Consider the following 16,959-nt stretch of genomic DNA (forward strand, 5'->3'; position numbering starts at 1 on the left):
CGCGCCTACGGGCGCGTTTTTTTTTTGGCCATGCATGCAGCGGGTGCGTTATTTCACGATGCCCTTCAGCGCTGCGACGAGCGCGTCGCATTCGGCGTCGGTACCGATCGAGATGCGCAAATGCTGGTTCACACGCGGCGCGTTGAAGTGCCGCACGAAAATCTCCTGCTCACGCAACTTCGCGCTGATGAGCGCCGCGTCATGCAGCGGATGGCGCGCGAACACGAAGTTCGCCGCCGATGGCACGACCTCGAAGCCCAATTGCACGAGCGCCGCCGTGAGCCTCTCGCGGCTCGCCATCACGCGTGAGCTGGTCGTGCGCAGCCAGTCGACGTCTTCATACGCGGCGGTCGCAGCGGCTTGCGCCAGACGGTCCAGCGGATACGAATTGAAGCTGTCCTTCACGCGGTTGAGGGCGTCGATCAGATCGGCGTGACCGAACGCGAAACCGACACGCATGCCCGCGAGCGAGCGCGACTTCGACGTGGTGTGCACGACGAGCAGGTTCGGATAGCGGTCAATCAGCGCGATCGCCGATTCTGCGCCGAAATCGACATAGGCCTCGTCGATCACGACCACCGATTCCGTATTCGCGGCGACGAGCTTTTCTATCTGGGCGAGCGGCAGCGCGTGGCCGGTCGGCGCGTTCGGGTTCGGGAAGATCACGCCGCCGTTCGGCTGCGCGTAGTCCTCGATGCGGATCGCGAACGCATCGTCGAGCGGCACGGTGCGGTGCTGCACGTCGTAGAGCCGTGCGTAAGTCGGGTAAAAGCTGTAGGTGATGTCGGGAAAGAGGAGCGGCAAGTCGTGCTTGAGCAGCGCCTGGAACGCGTGCGCGAGCACCTCGTCGGAGCCGTTGCCGACGAAGACCTGATCGGCACGCAGCCCATGATGGGCGGCGACGGCTGCACGCAGGCGCTTTGACACCGGATCGGGATAGCGACGCAGCGATTCGCCGTGCTCGCCGAGTTCCGCGCGAATCGCCTCCAGCACGCGCGGCGACGGCGGATATGGATTCTCGTTGGTGTTGAGTTTCACCGGCTTCGCGAGCGCGGGTTGTTCGCCCGGCACATACGGCACGAGACGGTGGACGATGTCACTCCAGTAACGACTCAAGACGCTCTCCCATTAACCATTGCGATGCAGCAGCATCACCGCGCGTTCGTTCTCACCCTTCACGAACGTCGGCATCACGGCGAGCGCACGTTCGATCGATGCATCGATCACATCCTGTTCTTCTTTGCGCGGCGGCTTGAGCACGAAGTTCGCGACGTCGGGCTTTGCGCCCGCGCGCGCGCTTTCGGGAATCAGGTCGCGCGGATGCCCGATGCCGATACGAAGCCGCCAGTACTGCTGCGTCGACAGATGCGCGGAAATGTCCTTCAGACCGTTGTGGCCGCCACTACCGCCGCCGAGCTTGAGCTTGACGGCGCCGGGCGGCAGGTCGAGTTCGTCGTGCGCGACGAGGATCTCGTCGGGCAGGACCTTGAAAAAGTGTGCGAGCGCGACAACCGACTGGCCCGAGCGATTCATGTACGTCTGCGGCTCGAGCAGATGCACTTCCTCGCCGTAGAGCCGCGCCTTCGCGTAATGGCCGTGGAAGCGGCGCTCGTCGCGCAGCGACGTGCCGGCTTCGCGCGCGAGCTGGTCCACGAACCAGAAGCCGGCGTTGTGGCGCGTCGCGGTGTATTCGGCGCCTGGATTGCCGAGTCCGACGATCAACTTGATCATGTGCGGTTGCCCGATATGCAGAAATGCGCGCAGGAATGCGTGCATACCGCACGGAAAGAACACGAAAAAAAACCCGCCGAGGTAGAACCGCGGCGGGTTACGTCGACCGTTTCATTGAAACGGATCGAGAGGATATCGGCTTGTATGCCGCAGCAGCTTACTCGGCTGCTGCTTCTTCGCCTTCGGCTGCCGCCACGGCACCGGCCGGAACCGTCGCCGAAGCGACCACCGGATTTTCCGCTTCAACGTGAGCGACGAGCGTCACGCCGGCGGGCAGTGCGATGTCCTTGGCGTGCAGCGTCTGACCAGCTTCGATCTTCGCGAGGTCAACTTCGACGAATTCGGGCAGCGCGGCCGGCAGGCACACAACTTCGATTTCGTTCAGGACGTGCGAAATGATCGCGCCCGACAGCTTGACGGCCGGGTTCGTTTCCTGGTTCATGAAGTGCAGCGGCACCTTCGTGTGGATCTTCTTGTTCGGATCGACACGCTGGAAGTCCACGTGCAGCACGAGCTGACGGAACGGGTGGTATTGCACGTCGCGCAGCAGCACTTGCTGCGACTTGCCGGCCACTTCGAGGTCGAGGATCGACGAGTGGAAGGCTTCCTTCTTCAGGGCGTGCCAAAGCGCGTTGTGATCGACTTCGATCAGCTGCGGCTCGGCGCCGACACCGTAAACGATGCCAGGGGTCTTGCCAGCATTGCGCAGGCGGCGGCTCGCACCCGTACCTTGCAGGTTACGCTCGAAAGCGATGACTTTCATGTTTTCTCCAATGCACTGCCCGCGACCAGGCAGTAAAACGGGGCCTTTTCGGCAATTATTCGCCTGAAGGCCCCCAGCGATAGAGCGCAAACCTTCGTTCGTTTGCGCTAGTTGCGCCTAGGCGCGGCATCCTTGCGAATGCCGCGCCCGGACGCGAATCTCTTTAGCTTTCCGCGAAGAGCGACATCACCGAGTCGCCGCGACGGATACGCGAGAACGTTTCGGCGAGCAACCCAGCGCTCGTAAGCGAGCGGATCTTCGCGCACGAACGCGCTTCGGAGCCGAGCGGAATGGTGTCGGTGACGACGAGTTCGTCGAGCGCCGAGGCGGCGATACGCTCGCCCGCGCCACCCGAGAGAACCGGGTGCGTGGCGTAAGCGAACACCTTCTTCGCGCCGCGTTCTTTCAGCACTTGCGCGGCCTTGCAAAGCGTGCCGGCGGTGTCGACCATGTCGTCCATGATCACGCAGGTGCGGCCTTCGACTTCACCGATGATGTTCATCACTTCGGCGACGTTCGCCTTCGGACGACGCTTGTCGATGATCGCGAGATCGCAGTTGAGCTGCTTGGCGAGCGCACGTGCGCGCACCACGCCGCCAACGTCCGGCGACACGACCAGCAGGTTCTCGTAGTTCTGCTTGCGCAGATCGCCGAGCAGCACAGGCGTGGCGTAGATGTTGTCGACGGGAATGTCGAAGAAGCCCTGAATCTGGTCGGCGTGCAGATCCATCGTGATGATCCGCTCGACGCCGGCGATTTCCAGCATGTTCGCCACGACCTTCGCCGAGATGGCGACGCGCGCCGAACGCGGGCGGCGGTCCTGACGGGCATAGCCGAAGTAGGGGATGGCTGCGGTGATCCGGCCTGCGGATGCGCGCTTGAGCGCATCGACCATGATCATCAGTTCCATCAGGTTGTCGTTCGTCGGCGCGCAAGTCGATTGCAGGACGAAGACGTCCTTGCCGCGTACGTTTTCCTGGATTTCGACCTGGATTTCACCGTCGGAGAAACGGCTAACCATAGCCTTACCGAGGGGAATACCGAGGATTTTGACGACTTCCTGTGCAAGCGCGGGATTTGCGTTGCCAGTAAAAACCATCAGGCCGTCATGGCTGCTCATCATGCACCTGCTGCGGACTTGGGGACGAGAGGAACTACTAGAGTTACTGCAAGAAAAACTACGAGAATGACTGCAGGCGTTTCTGCAGAAATCTTTGGCAGGGGAGGAAGGACTCGAACCCTCGCATGCCGGAATCAAAATCCGGTGCCTTAACCAACTTGGCGACTCCCCTACACTTAACTTTGTGCTTCACTGATCGGGTAGGGCCGTTCAGCGATGCTAAAACTATGCCGCGAAAGCGAAGAGTGGATGGGTGTCCAGACTCGATGTCACCGCGCTTCGCCAGGACTCCGGCAGTTTGGCTTGCGCCGCTTCTGCTTCGGTCCGACTCGAAAACGCTGCAAAAACACTCGCGCCCGATCCGGTCATCCGCGCTGGCACGACGCATTCGACATTCTGGTCAAACCATCGAAGCACCTGCGCTACTTCCGCGTATTTCTCTGCGACAACCGCTTGCATATCGTTTTGACCGAAGCTTTCCGGCCAACCCTTCTGCGTTGCTTGCTGCGCAAGAAAGACTGCTATTGTGCAGGCCTTTGTGTCCCTTGTCAACGATTTTTCGGAAAAAACCGCAGCGGTTGGGACATGTACCTGCGGCGTCACCACCAGAAAATGACGCGGGGGCAATTGTACAGCCTCGAGCGCTTCTCCGACACCCTCCGCAAACGCATTTTTCCCGAACACGAAGAACGGTACGTCGGCGCCAAGTTTCAGCGCGAGCGACTGCAGTTCGCCGCGCGTGAGGTGAAGTTTCCACAGGCGGTTGAGTGCGAGCAGCGTCGTTGCCGCGTCGGAACTGCCGCCGCCAAGGCCCGCACCCATCGGCAGACGCTTTTCGATGTCGATCTCGACGCCCTCCTGCGTGCCGGTGTGCTGCTTGAGCAGCGTTGCCGCCCGAACGGTGAGGTCCTGTTCCGCGCTGACACCTTCGACCTCGGTCGTGCGCGTGATGCGGCCGTCGTTGCGACGTTTGAAGTGCAGCGTGTCGCCCCAGTCGAGCAGCTGGAATACGGTCTGCAGGTTGTGATAGCCGTCGGCGCGGCGGCCCGTGATGTGCAGGAAAAGATTGAGTTTCGCGGGCGCGAGGCAGCCGCGCAGCGAGTCTTGAGTTTCGGTCATCATGATGCGTGTGACGTACCCGACCCGTTCATTGGTCGAGTACGAGCTTGATCTGGAGCGGCGGGTCTTCGCGCTTGAGGTTCAGCAGCTTGACTCCGGTTGCGGGCGCGTCGGCGTAGGCCATGTAGTCGATGGTCCAGCCATCCTGTTCGATCTGCGCGAGACGCGACGGATTTTGCGGATCGTCCGTCGTGCGCGCGCTGGAAGTGGGCGCAACAGACGGCTGAAGCCAGTAACGCAGACCCTCGACCGGCAACGCGAATCCAAGCGCCTGCTGCATCAGCGTCGAGACGTTGTCGGCGGTGAGCGGCTGGCGGTTCGGCAATTCGAGCGTCGATTGCCCAGGCGATGACGTGACAATCGCAAGCGACTGCCCGAACGGAGTGAGCAGTTGCAGCACCACTGTCGAGTCGGTTTCGCGCCAGTCGAAATTGCCGTATGCATTGCGGTCCTGGCCGTACCGGTCGACGTAGCGCACGGTGAAACGGCCATGATAGGCGCGGGTCGTCTGCGTGGAGAGGGAAGTCGTTGCGTTCGACGTGGACGGTTCGTGCGGCGGTTGCGTCGCGCAACCCGCGAGCGCGAACAGCGCGGCCGCCGCCACGCCGAGCGTCGTGCGCCACGCGAGGCGCTCGCAGCGAGAAGCCGGAGCGGCGGGGCGCAAAATCTGACGGTAATCAGGCATCAACGGGACATCAGAGATCGTTCACCTGGAGGCGCTTGAGCGTCTTCAGGAGCGTGTCATTGTCGGGCTCGAGCTTGCGTGCCTCACGCCACGCCGCGCGTGCGCCGTCCTGATCGCCGTTCTTCCACAGCACCTCGCCGAGGTGCGCGCCAATTTCGGCGTTCGGCTGCATGCTGTACGCCTTGCGCAGCAGCTTGATAGCGTCGGCATTGTTGCCGAGGCGGAACTTCACCCAGCCCACGCTGTCCAGGATGAAAGCGTCGTTGGGTGCGAGCGACGACGCCTTCTCCACCAGCTTGTCCGCTTCCTGAAGGCGCAGATTGCGGTCCGCCAGCGAATAGCCGAGCGCGTTGTAGGCCTGCGGATTGTCGGGCTGCGTCTGGATGAGCTTGCGCAGTTGCGTTTCCATGACGTCGAAGTGGTCGTTCTTTTCGGCCGCCATCGCGTAGTCGTAGGTGAGGTCGGGGTCGTCCGGGAAGTCGCCTACTGCCTTCGCGAGCCGCGTTTCCGCCTCCGGAAAGCGCTTCGCGTCGAACAGGATCGAGGCGTCCGTGCGGGCGATCGCCGCCTGGTCGCGCGGATCGTCGGTCTGGATGCTGGCCAGCAGACGACGCGCGTCGTCGGTCTTACCCGACTTGTCGAGCATCTGCGCGTGTGTGATCTGGGCCGGAACGTACTGCTGGCTGTTCGGGCCGATCTTGTCGAGCCACTTCTGCGCGGCGGCGTTGTCCTTTTGTTCGATGGCGAGCTGCGCGAGGTAGATGTAGCCCTGGCCCGGGTCCGCGCCCGGCGTCTTGTCCGCGAGCTGCGTGTACTGCACCAGATACTTCTGCGCGACGTCGTACTTCTTCTGCTGCACGCCGATGAGCGCGAGCGCCATCAGCGGCATCAGGTCGCCCGGATTATCCTTGTGCAAGACCTCGAATTGCTTCTGTGCGTCGCCGAGGCGTTCGGCCGCGAGGTAAGTCTGCGCGAGCGCGAGTCGCCCTTCGCGCGACTTCGGGTTCTGCTGCACATAGCTTTCGATCGCCGCGATGCCTTCTTTGCGCTCTTCCGGACCCATCTGCGTGAGCATGAGCGCGGCGGGCAGGTAGTCGGGCTTGAGCGAGAGCGCCTTTTCAAACGACTTGCGCGCGCCGGGCAGATCGTCGGCGAGGAGTTGCTGACGGCCGATGGCGAGCTGTGCCTCGGGGCGCTGCATGTCGTCCTTCAGCAGATCCTTCAACACTGTCAGGCCGCCTGCGCGATTCGGGCCGCGCGAGAGCAGCAACTGCAGCGAAACGATTGCTCCGCCGCGGTTATCCGCGGGAACGTGCGCCAGTTCGCGCGCGAGTAGCGGCTGGGCGTCTTCGGGGCGGCCGGACAGGATGAGCAGCGACGCATCGAGTTGCGCCGCGCGCTCCGAATCGGGCGCGAACTGCTGCCAGAGCTGGACGGCGTTCAGGGCGTCAGACGGGCTTTGGGCGGCAAGCGCGATTTCAGTCGCGCGTTGCGCCATGCGAGGGTCGTGCGTGTCGCGCGCCAGTTCGAGATACGTCTGAAATGCGGGCGCCGGCTGGTCGCGCTGCAGCGCGATCTCGGCAGCGAGCACCTGATAGACGATCTGGCTCGACAGCGCGATGTTGGGCACGTCTTTCTTCTCGTCCGCGGTTGCGGGGCCGAATGCATCCGGCATCGAGACGGAAGTGTCGTCCGTATCGAGGGCTGGATCCTGCGCGTACGCGCTCGACGTGGTCAACGCCCACGCCGCGAGCACCGCCGCGCCGACGAGACGACGGGCGCCGACGGCAGCCGGCAGGCGCGGCGCCGTGGCGTGCGGGCGCTTCGCAAAGAGCTTTACGAAAGACAGTTCCATGGAATTCCGTCGAATGTTTCGGTCGATTGTAACGCGCTGGCTACAATACGCGCACAACGAGGACGCAAGTTTCAAACCAACCCCGATTACGCCCCGTTCAAGGCGTCAGACATGCCAGAACTGCCAGAAGTTGAGGTCACCCGCCGGGGTATCGAGCCCTGGGTCGCGGGCCGTCGCGTAGAGCGTGTAGACGTGCGCAACCCCGCATTGCGCTGGCCCGTTCCGGACGCGCTCGCGCGTACGCTGCGCGGCCGGACCATCCGTTCGGTGGGCCGCCGCGGGAAATACCTGCTGTTCGAGGTCGACGAGGGCTGGTTCATCGTGCACCTCGGCATGACCGGGACGTTGCGTGTGCTACGTAACGTTCCGAAGCCGCCTGCCGCCCAGAAGCACGATCACGTCGACTGGCTCTTCGACGACTTCACGCTGCGATTTCGCGATCCACGCCGCTTCGGTGCGGTGCTCTGGCATCCTCGCGAGGCGGGCGACGTGCTCGGCCATCCGTTGCTCGCGAATCTGGGCATCGAGCCGTTCGCACCCGCCTTCGACGGCGCGCTGCTCTACCGCGAGACGCGCGGCCGCAAGGTCTCCGTCAAGCAGGCGCTGCTGGCGGGCGATATCGTGGTGGGCGTGGGCAATATATATGCATCGGAGAGCCTGTTTCGCGCGGGTATTCGTCCGACCACAGCGGCGGGCCGCGTGTCGCTCGCGCGTTACGAACTGCTGGCAGATGCCGTGCGCGCCGTGCTCGCATCGGCGATCGAGAAGGGCGGCAGCACGTTGCGCGACTTCGTCGGCAGCAATGGCGAGAGCGGCTATTTTCAGCTCGAATATTTCGTGTACGACCGTGCGGGTCAGCCGTGCCGCGTGTGCGGTACGCCGATCAGGCAGATCGTCCAGGGCCAACGGTCCACTTATTACTGTCCGCGCTGCCAGCGCTGATTACCGGTATCTTCATGTACGTCTCTTCGCTTACCCTTGGCGCGCTTTCTGGCACCTACCCCGCTGAACTGCTCGCGAGCTTCGCGCCGCGTCTCATCGAGTGGCAACGCGAGCACGGCCGCCATGATCTGCCCTGGCAGAACACGCGCGATGCCTATCGCATCTGGCTCTCGGAAATCATGTTGCAGCAGACGCAGGTCAGCACCGTGATTCCGTATTACGCGCGTTTTCTCGAGCGATTTCCCACTGTCGAGGCACTCGCAGCCGCGCCGCTCGACGACGTGATGGCGCTCTGGGCCGGGCTCGGCTACTACACGCGCGCACGTAATCTGCATCGTTGTGCCCAGGTCGTCGCGAATGAGCACGGTGGGCGCTTCCCGTCGACAGTCGACGGACTTGCGGAACTACCCGGGATCGGCCGTTCGACTGCAGCGGCGATTGCGTCGTTCGCGTTCGGTGCGCGCGCGACGATCCTCGATGGCAACGTCAAGCGCGTGCTTGCGCGAGTGTTCGGCGTGGAGGGCTTTCCGGGTGAGAAGCGCGTGGAGAACGCGATGTGGGCGCTTGCCGGATCGATCGTGCCCAACGCGAGCGCGAGCGACGCGGACGTGAGCAGCTATACGCAAGGACTGATGGATCTCGGCGCGACCTTATGCGTGCGCGGCAAGCCCGATTGCGCGCGCTGTCCGTTCGCGGCGGACTGTGTCGCGAACACGACGGGGCGTCAGCGCGAACTGCCCGCGGCGCGCCCGAAGAAGGCGGTGCCCACACGCCGCACGTGGATGCTCGTGCTGCTCGACGGCGACGCCGTCATGCTGGAAAAGCGCCCGCCCACTGGTATCTGGGGAGGGCTCTGGAGCCTGCCCGAAGCCGCCGACGAAGCGGCAGTCGTGGGCCGGGCGCAGTCATTCGGCGCTAGCGGCGCGGTCTCGTCGCTGACGTCGTTCTCGCATACGTTCACGCATTTCAAGCTCGATATCGAGCCACGCGTGATCGAAGTCGCCCGCGCGGCAAACGTCACGCCTGCACTCGAACTGGCCGACGGAGAAACCGCGTGGGTCGCGCTGCGCGAGATCGACGCTTTTGGCGTGCCTGCCCCGGTGCGCAAGTTGCTCGACGGGTTGCGCGGTTCGCTGATCTGATACGCGCGGGTTGAGCGAATCACAGCAGCTGATGCTGCTGCATGTAGTGATGCACGACGTCGAGGCGCGCGCCCGCGTCGGGCAATTCCATGAGCTTCTGGCGCGCGCGTAGCGCAATCGGCAGGACTTCCGCGAGGCGGTTCGACACCCACGAGGGATCGTCGAAGCGGAACGGCTCCCCGAACGGCACGCTGGCAGGGTCGCGTTCGCGGATCGTCGCGATGATGCGCTCCAGCACCTCCGAACACGCGCCGAATCGCGCGAGCCGCGCGCCACCTTCTAGCGGAATATCGTCGGGCAGCAGCTCGGCCATGCCGACGAGCAGTCCGTCGGCTTCAACGTGATGCGACAGTAACCGGAAGCGCCGCGTACCGTGCGCGCGGATCAGCATCATGCCGAACGCCTCGACGTCGCATTGCTCGATTTCGGCGAGACAGCCGATGGTCTCGGGCACCGCGGGCTCATCGTGTTGTACGACTTCGCCGCCGCTCTTGAGCAGGCACACGCCGAACGGCGTTTTCTCGCGCAAGCATTCGCTTGCCATGTCCAGGTAACGCGCTTCGAAGATCTTCAGCGGCAGGAGGCCGTCCGGAAAGAGCACGGTATGCAGCGGAAAGAGCGGCAAACCGGAGAGCACGGCAGGAGACGAGGACATGGCGCAACGCTTTCGGTTAAGGCCGCGCGATGCGGCCGGTTAGGCGATTAGCCGGGCTGACTCTCCGACATCGAGGGGTGCATCGCGGTGACGCACGATCACGTTCGATTCGCCCGCAAAGCGCGTCGCGAGCGTCTGGGCGATATAGACCGAGCGATGCTGACCGCCGGTGCAGCCGATCGCGACGGTGAGATAGCTGCGGTTGTCCGCACGGAAATGCGGCAGCCACTTGGCCACGAACGTGTAGATGTCGTCGATCATTTCGTGGACGGCCGGCTGCGCGCGAAGGAAGTCGATCACGGGCTGGTCGAGGCCCGTGAGCGGGCGCAGAAGGCTGTCGTAGTGCGGATTGGGCAGCGTACGCACGTCGAACACGAAGTCCGCGTCGAGCGGCACGCCGCGCTTGAAGCCGAACGATTCGAACGTGAGCATGAGCGAGCCGCGCTCGCCTTCGACGAACGCCTTCACCCACGCGCGCAGTGCGTTGGCGCTCAGGCTGCTCGTGTCGACCTGGTGGCCGAACTCGGCGAGATTCGACACGAGTTCGCGTTCGTGTTCGATGGCCTCTTCGAGCGACTTCAGCATGCCAACGTTTGCGTCGTGAACTGCGGAGCCGGAGAGCGGGTGGCGACGGCGCGTCTCCGAGAAACGCTGGATCAGCGCCGGTGTGCTCGCGTTGAGGAACAGCAGGCGCACGTCGTGCTCACGCGCGAGGTCGCGGATCATCTGCGGTATGTCTTCGAAAGACGCGCTCGAGCGCACATCGATCGCGACGGCGAGGCGTTCGTAACCGTCGTCGGTGAGATATTGCGCGAGTTGTGGCAGAAAGCGCGGCGGCAGATTGTCGACGCAGAAGTAGCCGACGTCTTCGAGCGCATTAAGCGCTACGGACTTGCCAGAACCCGAGATGCCGGAGATCAGGATGATTCGCATGGAGAGGCTGAAGAATCCGATTGGGTCATCATAGCATCGGACCCACCTGGCGGTGATGGCACATCGGACGTAGGGTGTGTAACACCATAAGCGCAGCGGATGCGCGCCAGAAACGTGCCGGGCAGCCCGACACGCGAGCCCGACGCGGGACGCGACGGCGTCGCGCGTCAGATCAGCTTGCCGGGGAACTGACTGTCGGGGTCCTGCATTGCGAGGCGCTGGCGGTCCATGAAGTCGCGCAACGTGTCGATGCCGCGCAGTTGCAGGATCGTATTGCGCACAGCGGCTTCGACGAGCACCGCGAGGTTGCGGCCCGCCGCCACCTGGATCGTGACCTTGCTGATCGGCAGTCCGAGCACGTCGACCGTCTGGCTTTCGAGCGGCAGGCGCTGGAATTCACCATCCGGGCGGCGCACGAGTTGCACGATGAGCTTGAGCTTCATCTTCCGCCGCACGGCGGTCTCACCGAAGATCGTCTTGATGTCGAGAAGACCGAGGCCGCGCACTTCGAGCAGGTTTTGCAGCAGCGGCGGGCAGCGGCCCTCGACGAAATCAGGCCCGAGACGCACGAAATCGACGGCGTCGTCCGCGACGAGGCCGTGGCCGCGACTGATGAGCTCAAGGCCCAGTTCGCTCTTGCCGAGACCCGAGTCGCCGGTGAGCAGCACGCCCATGCCGAGGATGTCGAGGAACACGCCGTGAAGCGTCGCGCGGGGCGCGAGGATGCGCGACATGTAGAGGCGCAGGCTGTCGATGATCGTTGCCGCCGACATCGGCGTCGTGAAGAGCGGCGTGGATGAGCGCGTACAGCGCAGGACGAGTTCGGGCGGCGCGGCCATCCCGTCGGCGACGACGAGAAACGGCGGTTCAAGGGCGATCAGCTCGGCCATGTGCCGCGAGCGGTCTTCGTCGGTCTGGCGCTGGTAGTACTGGACTTCGGCTTCGCCCAGCACCTGGATGCGGTTCGGGTGAATCAGGTTCAGGTGGCCGACGAGGTCCGCGCTCGCCGTGGCCGTCGCCACGGTCTCGGCGGAAAAGCCGCGTTCCCAGCCTTCGTGCCCCGTCAGCCAGCTGAGCTTCAGCGTGGTGGCGTTGTCGTCGAAGATGCTTTGGGCGTTGATGCTGGAAGTGTCCATGAGTCGGTGACTCCGCGAGTGACTCCGTTATGGTCCGCGACGGCTCCCGCCGGCGCTGCCGCTGTTCGGGCACGACTGCCGCACGCTTGCCGGCATGGCCTGCGAACTCGCCATTTGGGCGCGTCTCACGCGAGGCCTCGCCGGGAGTTGCGGCGCGTTACATCAAGGTTGCCACTGTGTCAGCAGGCGATGCAACGTTTCGCGGTCCTGTTCCGTGTGCAGACGCTCGCGCGTTTCGCGGTCTGAGAGCAATTGTGCGATCTCGGACAGGATTTCAAGGTGCTGTTGCGTGGCCTGCTCGGGCACGAGCAGAAAGATGAGGAGCGAGACGGGCTGACCGTCGGGCGCTTCGAACGGGATCGGCTCGGCCAGGCGCACGAAGGCGGCCTGCGGGTGCTTCATGCCTTTGATGCGGCCGTGCGGAATTGCGACGCCTTCGCCGAGGCCCGTGGAGCCTAGACGTTCGCGCGCGAAAAGATTGTCGGTGACGGTGCTGCGGGCAATGCCGTTCTGGTTTTCGAAGATCAGGCCGGCTTGTTCGAAGACGCGTTTCTTGCTGGTAACGGACAGGCCGACGACCACGTTCTCGATGGGAAGTATTTTGGCTAAACGATTCATATTGGCAGGCGAAAACGTGGCCTGAATGCTCCTCACCCCGGCAAGTGACGCGAAATCCGACGCCCTGCCGCGTGCCTCTTCTGGCAACTATGTTTCTCGCGACGAAGCCGGCGCCGGGACCGTGGGGGCGTCACGCCCCGAATACGACTGGACCATTATAGAACATGCGTACGGGCCGATGGTGCGATGCGCCATGCATGAATGCACCGATTTGTCGCCCGGATGCACCGGGTTGTCCGATACGACGTTCTTGCGAATCTGAAAAAAGCCGCCCGGAGTGGGGCGGCTTGTTCTGAGGGCCTGATCACCGGTTCTTCATCAGAACCGCGTGAGGACCGCGGACTTCATTGCGGCGGAACTTCTTCAACAATCGGAGTGGGTTGGTGTTTCAGCGCATCGTGCTGATGACCTTGCACCTTGTCCTTGTGGCGGACGACCTGGCGGTCGAGCTTGTCGACGAGGAGGTCGATTGCCGCGTACATGTCGCCGTTCGCGCTTTCCACAAAAATGTCCTTGCCTTTCAGATGAAGGTTCACTTCAACCTTCTGTCTCTTATCCTTTTCCTTGTAGTTGTCGACCGAGAGGACCACATTGCCATCGATTACCTGATCGAAATGTCTTAGCACCCTGTCCAGTTTGGTGATCACGTATTCTCGCAAAGCAGGCGTTACTTCGAGATGGTGTCCACTGATCTTAAGATTCATAGTGCTTCTCCAGGCTATTGGCCGCCTGGCGCGTGAAGCGCGGTGATGCCGGTCGACTGGTGTGACCGCGTGCGGCTTCCCCGAAAGGCCTGCGCGGCGGACTACCTCGGCCGGCCATCGCCGCCAACTGGCGCCGCGGCCGGAAAACGCCCATGCCGGCAAACCCGGCATAAGGCTAAAGAGACTTGCGCAGATTGACTGCCGGAATCTTCAGCGCCTCGCGGTACTTGGCGACGGTACGTCGCGCGACTACGAAACCCTGTTCCGCCAGCAGTTCGGCTATGCGGCTGTCTGAAAGAGGAGTTTTGGGGTTCTCGGCTCCTATCAGTTGTTTGATGAGTGCGCGGATGGCTGTTGATGACGCCGCGCCTCCTGTGTCGGTTGATACGTGCGACCCGAAGAAGTACTTAAATTCAAGTGTCCCGAATGGAGTCAGCATGTATTTACCGGTTGTCACACGCGAGACAGTTGATTCGTGTAGGCCCAGCGTATCAGCAATCTCCCTCAAAACCAAGGGGCGCATGGCGATTTCGCCGTGCACAAAAAAGTTCTTCTGCCGCTCGACAATGGCCTGCGCCACGCGCAGGATCGTTTCGAAACGTTGCTGGATGTTCTTGATCAACCAGCGCGCTTCCTGCAGTTGCTGACGCAGCGAACCACTGCCCGGATCCCCGCGGTTGTTGCGCAGGATGTTCGCGTACAGATGGTTGATACGCAGCTTCGGCACGACCTCGGGGTTGAGTTCCGCGTGCCAGCTCTGTCCCGTCTTCTTGACGATGATGTCCGGCACCACGTAGTCCGCCTCGGCCTTGCCGTAGGCGGCACCCGGAAACGGTTCCAGCGAGCGGATCAGCGCATGTGCTTCCCGCAGTTCGTCGTCACCCGTTTTTAGTTGCTTGCGCAACCGCGTGAAATCGCGTGCTGCGAGCAACTCTAGATGTTTTGACACAATCTCCAGCGCGAGCGTGCGCGTTGGCGACGAATTGACGCGCATCAACTGGAGCTTCAGGCACTCCGACGCCGAGCGCGCACCGACCCCCGCCGGATCGAAGCTGTGCAGGAGCGCGAGCGCGGCGTTCAGTTCGTCGGCGTCGACTTCGAGTTCTTCGGGGATGTCGGCAAGAATTTCGTCGAAGGTCGCGCTCAGGTAGCCGTCGTCGTCGAGCGATTCGATCAGGAACGTGATGAGCGCGCGATCGCGCGGGCTCGCCTGCGTCACGCACAGTTGCGCCATCAGGTGATCGCGCAGCGTGGTGGTGGATTCGTGGATCTGGAGCGGCGGCAGGTCGTCGTCGTCGGAGGCGCTGCCGGGGCGGCCGTAGTCCTCGAGGTTCCACTGGCTCGCGTCGCCGTTCGCTTCGGCGCCGAGGCCGTCGTATTCGTCGGTGCTCTGCGGCTCTCCGTCGCCACCCTCGCTTCCGTTCGACGATGATGTCGACGGCGTGCTCGCGCCCGAACCCGGGATCGTTTCGCTGGAAGGCTGCGGCGGCTGCGCGATCAGCGAGCCATCCGCGGCAACGCGCAGCGGGCTCGCGATCCAGTCGTCTTCGTTCTCGAGCAGCGGATTCTGCGCGATCGCCGTCGCAACCTCCTGCTGCAATTCAAGCGTCGACAACTGCAGCAGCCGGATCGACTGTTGCAGTTGTGGTGTCAGCGCAAGATGCTGCGAGAGGCGGAGTTGGAGGCTGGCTTTCATGGCGGTCTGCGATTCATTGTAAAGAGTTTGCCACGCGCGCGATACCACGCCGCCCAGGCAAAAAATCGCGTGCCCAGTGGTGGTGCGACCCTCAAATTGACGTGCAGATTTGCACTCAAATGGAGCGGCAAGACTGTTCGCCAACAACGGCGTTTTCAGGACGTTTCGCGGCTCTTCGCAGGCATTCGCAATATGCGGCGACAAGCTCGCGACGAACTTGCTACAAGCGGACGCATGGCCGGACCGCTCGGTCTGGGCAGTGAGAAGGCGATAAGGGGAGAAGCAGGAGCGCGCGGCACCAGGCCGCACGGTCCGGGCGCGCGTGACGCGCCCGGGTGCGGATTACATGCGGAAGTGTTCGCCGAGATAAACGCGACGCACGTTTTCGTTTTCGATGATGTCGCCCGGCGCGCCGGCCGCGAGCACGGAGCCGTCGCTGATGATGTACGCGTGGTCGCAGATGCCGAGCGTCTCGCGCACGTTGTGGTCCGTGATCAGCACGCCGATGTTGCGCTGTTTCAGGAACTTCACGATCTTCTGGATTTCCAGCACGGCGATCGGGTCGACGCCCGCGAACGGTTCGTCGAGCAGAATGAAGCTCGGGTCCGTGGCGAGGGCTCGTGCGATTTCGACGCGGCGCCGCTCGCCGCCCGACAGCGAGAGCGCTGCGTTCTCGCGCAGATGCGCGATCTGCAGTTCGTCGAGCAGCGCTTCAGTGCGTTCGGTCATGACGTCTTTCGACAGACGTTTGCCGTCGCCGTCCACTTGCAGCTCCAGCACCGCGCGGATGTTCTCTTCGACCGTGAGCTTGCGGAACACCGACGCTTCCTGCGGCAGATACGAAAGCCCGAGCGATGCGCGCTTGTGGATCGGCAGGAGGCTGATCGACTGGCCGTCGAGGTCAATCTCGCCTGCGTCGAGCGGCACGAGGCCCACGATCATGTAGAACGACGTGGTTTTGCCCGCGCCGTTCGGGCCGAGCAGCCCGACCACTTCGCCGCTCTTCACATCGAGCGAGACGTCCTTGACGACGGTCCGCGAGCCGTAGCGCTTCTTCAGGTTGCGCACGACGAGCGAACTGGTCTTGCCGGCGAGCTGCCGGCCGTGGGTTTGGGGAAGGGTCACGGTGTTCATTGTTGCGGCGCTTCCTGCAGCTTGACCGATGGCGTGAGCGTCGCCGGGGCGCCAGTGAGCGGCTGTCCGCCACCGCTGCGCGGCGAGAGCATCGCGCGCACGCGACCGGCCGGATTGCCGGGGCCCGCGACGTCCATGCCCGACTTCGCCGTATAGAAGTCGTTCTGGCCGTCGTAGGTGATGACGCTGCCGTGGACCTGATCCATCACGGTCGCGAGCCCTTGCAGTCGGCGCACCGTGGCGCGCGTCGTGAGCGTGGTGAGATCCTTTTTGCCGTCGTAGTCGATGCGCTCCGCGGTGCCGTCGATGTATTCATCGAGACCTTCGCGCTTCTGGCGGAAGAAAGCGAGCGTGGTGGCGCCGGGCGACACCGTACCGGTCGCGAACTGGTAGCCCTGCGGGTCCTGGGTGACGACGAGTTTGTCGGCCTTGATCAGGATCGTGCCCTTCGTGGCGACGACGTGGCCGGTGAAGACGGTCTGCTGCTTCAGATCGTCGTAGGTCATGTTGTCCGCTTCAATGTTGAGCGGCTTGTCCTTGTCGGCGCGTTCGGCGTGCGCGGCGGGCGCGAAGCCCGCAAGCGGCAGCGCCGTCACGAGCGCGAACAGTGCGCCGAGCAGGGCACGGCGCACGCGCGTGGCGCGGGGTGCGGCCACGGGTGCGGCTAAATGCGCGCGCAACACGCCGGACAGAGGACGGGAAAGCGATTCGTTCATGCAGTCGAGC

At 63.4% G+C, this 16,959-nt stretch carries 17 protein-coding genes and 1 tRNA gene; 2 read left to right on the top strand and 16 right to left on the bottom strand.

The window, feature by feature from the left end; translation table 11 throughout:
• Positions 1-48: 48 nt before the first annotated feature.
• The 8 genes from hisC to L0U80_RS01685 all read right to left on the bottom strand — a co-directional run bounded on the left by hisC (position 49) and on the right by L0U80_RS01685 (position 7,273).
• The gene (gene hisC / locus L0U80_RS01650; protein WP_233862116.1) at positions 49-1,116 is read right to left on the bottom strand and encodes a histidinol-phosphate transaminase; all 1,068 of its coding nucleotides are present in this window, start codon (positions 1,114-1,116) and stop codon (positions 49-51) included.
• A gap of 12 nt (positions 1,117-1,128) precedes the next feature.
• Positions 1,129-1,731, bottom strand: a complete 603-nt coding sequence (gene pth, locus L0U80_RS01655) for an aminoacyl-tRNA hydrolase (protein WP_233862117.1) — start codon at positions 1,729-1,731, stop codon at positions 1,129-1,131.
• Positions 1,732-1,888: 157 nt separating this feature from the next.
• Positions 1,889-2,494, bottom strand: coding sequence for a 50S ribosomal protein L25/general stress protein Ctc (locus L0U80_RS01660; RefSeq protein ID WP_233862119.1), 606 nt, complete (start codon positions 2,492-2,494; stop codon positions 1,889-1,891).
• 163 nt (positions 2,495-2,657) lie between these two features.
• Positions 2,658-3,614, bottom strand: a complete 957-nt coding sequence (locus L0U80_RS01665; RefSeq protein ID WP_233865566.1) for a ribose-phosphate pyrophosphokinase — start codon at positions 3,612-3,614, stop codon at positions 2,658-2,660.
• Between the two features lie 95 nt (positions 3,615-3,709).
• Positions 3,710-3,786 (bottom strand) — tRNA-Gln (locus L0U80_RS01670).
• Between the two features lie 53 nt (positions 3,787-3,839).
• A complete protein-coding gene (gene ispE, locus L0U80_RS01675) occupies positions 3,840-4,733 on the bottom strand; it encodes a 4-(cytidine 5'-diphospho)-2-C-methyl-D-erythritol kinase (protein WP_233865572.1) in 894 nt (297 codons plus the stop codon).
• Between the two features lie 28 nt (positions 4,734-4,761).
• Positions 4,762-5,418, bottom strand: coding sequence for a lipoprotein insertase outer membrane protein LolB (gene lolB / locus L0U80_RS01680; protein ID WP_233862121.1), 657 nt, complete (start codon positions 5,416-5,418; stop codon positions 4,762-4,764).
• Positions 5,419-5,428: 10 nt separating this feature from the next.
• The gene (locus L0U80_RS01685) at positions 5,429-7,273 is read right to left on the bottom strand and encodes a tetratricopeptide repeat protein (protein ID WP_233862123.1); all 1,845 of its coding nucleotides are present in this window, start codon (positions 7,271-7,273) and stop codon (positions 5,429-5,431) included.
• A gap of 111 nt (positions 7,274-7,384) precedes the next feature.
• On the opposite strand from L0U80_RS01685, the gene mutM reads away from it, so the two are divergent.
• Both mutM and mutY read left to right on the top strand, forming a co-directional pair.
• Entirely contained in the window at positions 7,385-8,215 is an 831-nt protein-coding gene (gene mutM / locus L0U80_RS01690) for a bifunctional DNA-formamidopyrimidine glycosylase/DNA-(apurinic or apyrimidinic site) lyase (protein WP_233862125.1), read from the top strand.
• Positions 8,216-8,229: 14 nt separating this feature from the next.
• Entirely contained in the window at positions 8,230-9,357 is a 1,128-nt protein-coding gene (gene mutY / locus L0U80_RS01695; protein WP_233862126.1) for an A/G-specific adenine glycosylase, read from the top strand.
• Positions 9,358-9,376: 19 nt separating this feature from the next.
• Here the strand turns inward: mutY and L0U80_RS01700 are convergent, their stop codons facing one another.
• The 8 genes from L0U80_RS01700 to lptA all read right to left on the bottom strand — a co-directional run bounded on the left by L0U80_RS01700 (position 9,377) and on the right by lptA (position 16,949).
• Complete coding sequence (locus L0U80_RS01700) at positions 9,377-10,012, bottom strand: LON peptidase substrate-binding domain-containing protein (RefSeq protein WP_233862127.1); 636 nt, start codon at positions 10,010-10,012, stop codon at positions 9,377-9,379.
• 39 nt (positions 10,013-10,051) lie between these two features.
• Positions 10,052-10,945, bottom strand: coding sequence for an RNase adapter RapZ (gene rapZ, locus L0U80_RS01705; protein ID WP_233862128.1), 894 nt, complete (start codon positions 10,943-10,945; stop codon positions 10,052-10,054).
• Between the two features lie 167 nt (positions 10,946-11,112).
• Entirely contained in the window at positions 11,113-12,081 is a 969-nt protein-coding gene (gene hprK, locus L0U80_RS01710) for an HPr(Ser) kinase/phosphatase (RefSeq protein ID WP_233862129.1), read from the bottom strand.
• A gap of 162 nt (positions 12,082-12,243) precedes the next feature.
• Complete coding sequence (gene ptsN / locus L0U80_RS01715; protein WP_233862130.1) at positions 12,244-12,699, bottom strand: PTS IIA-like nitrogen regulatory protein PtsN; 456 nt, start codon at positions 12,697-12,699, stop codon at positions 12,244-12,246.
• A gap of 344 nt (positions 12,700-13,043) precedes the next feature.
• The gene (gene hpf / locus L0U80_RS01720) at positions 13,044-13,403 is read right to left on the bottom strand and encodes a ribosome hibernation-promoting factor, HPF/YfiA family (protein ID WP_233862131.1); all 360 of its coding nucleotides are present in this window, start codon (positions 13,401-13,403) and stop codon (positions 13,044-13,046) included.
• Between the two features lie 175 nt (positions 13,404-13,578).
• Positions 13,579-15,099 (bottom strand): RNA polymerase factor sigma-54, encoded by a 1,521-nt coding sequence (locus L0U80_RS01725; RefSeq protein WP_233862132.1) that lies wholly within the window; start codon positions 15,097-15,099, stop codon positions 13,579-13,581.
• A gap of 342 nt (positions 15,100-15,441) precedes the next feature.
• Positions 15,442-16,233 (bottom strand): LPS export ABC transporter ATP-binding protein, encoded by a 792-nt coding sequence (gene lptB / locus L0U80_RS01730; RefSeq protein ID WP_233862134.1) that lies wholly within the window; start codon positions 16,231-16,233, stop codon positions 15,442-15,444.
• Positions 16,230-16,949 (bottom strand): lipopolysaccharide transport periplasmic protein LptA, encoded by a 720-nt coding sequence (gene lptA, locus L0U80_RS01735; RefSeq protein ID WP_233862136.1) that lies wholly within the window; start codon positions 16,947-16,949, stop codon positions 16,230-16,232. Before lptA ends, lptB begins: the two co-directional genes overlap by 4 nt.
• Positions 16,950-16,959 lie beyond the last annotated feature (10 nt).

Source organism: Paraburkholderia adhaesiva, assembly GCF_021390575.1.
GTDB lineage: Bacteria > Pseudomonadota > Gammaproteobacteria > Burkholderiales > Burkholderiaceae > Paraburkholderia > Paraburkholderia adhaesiva.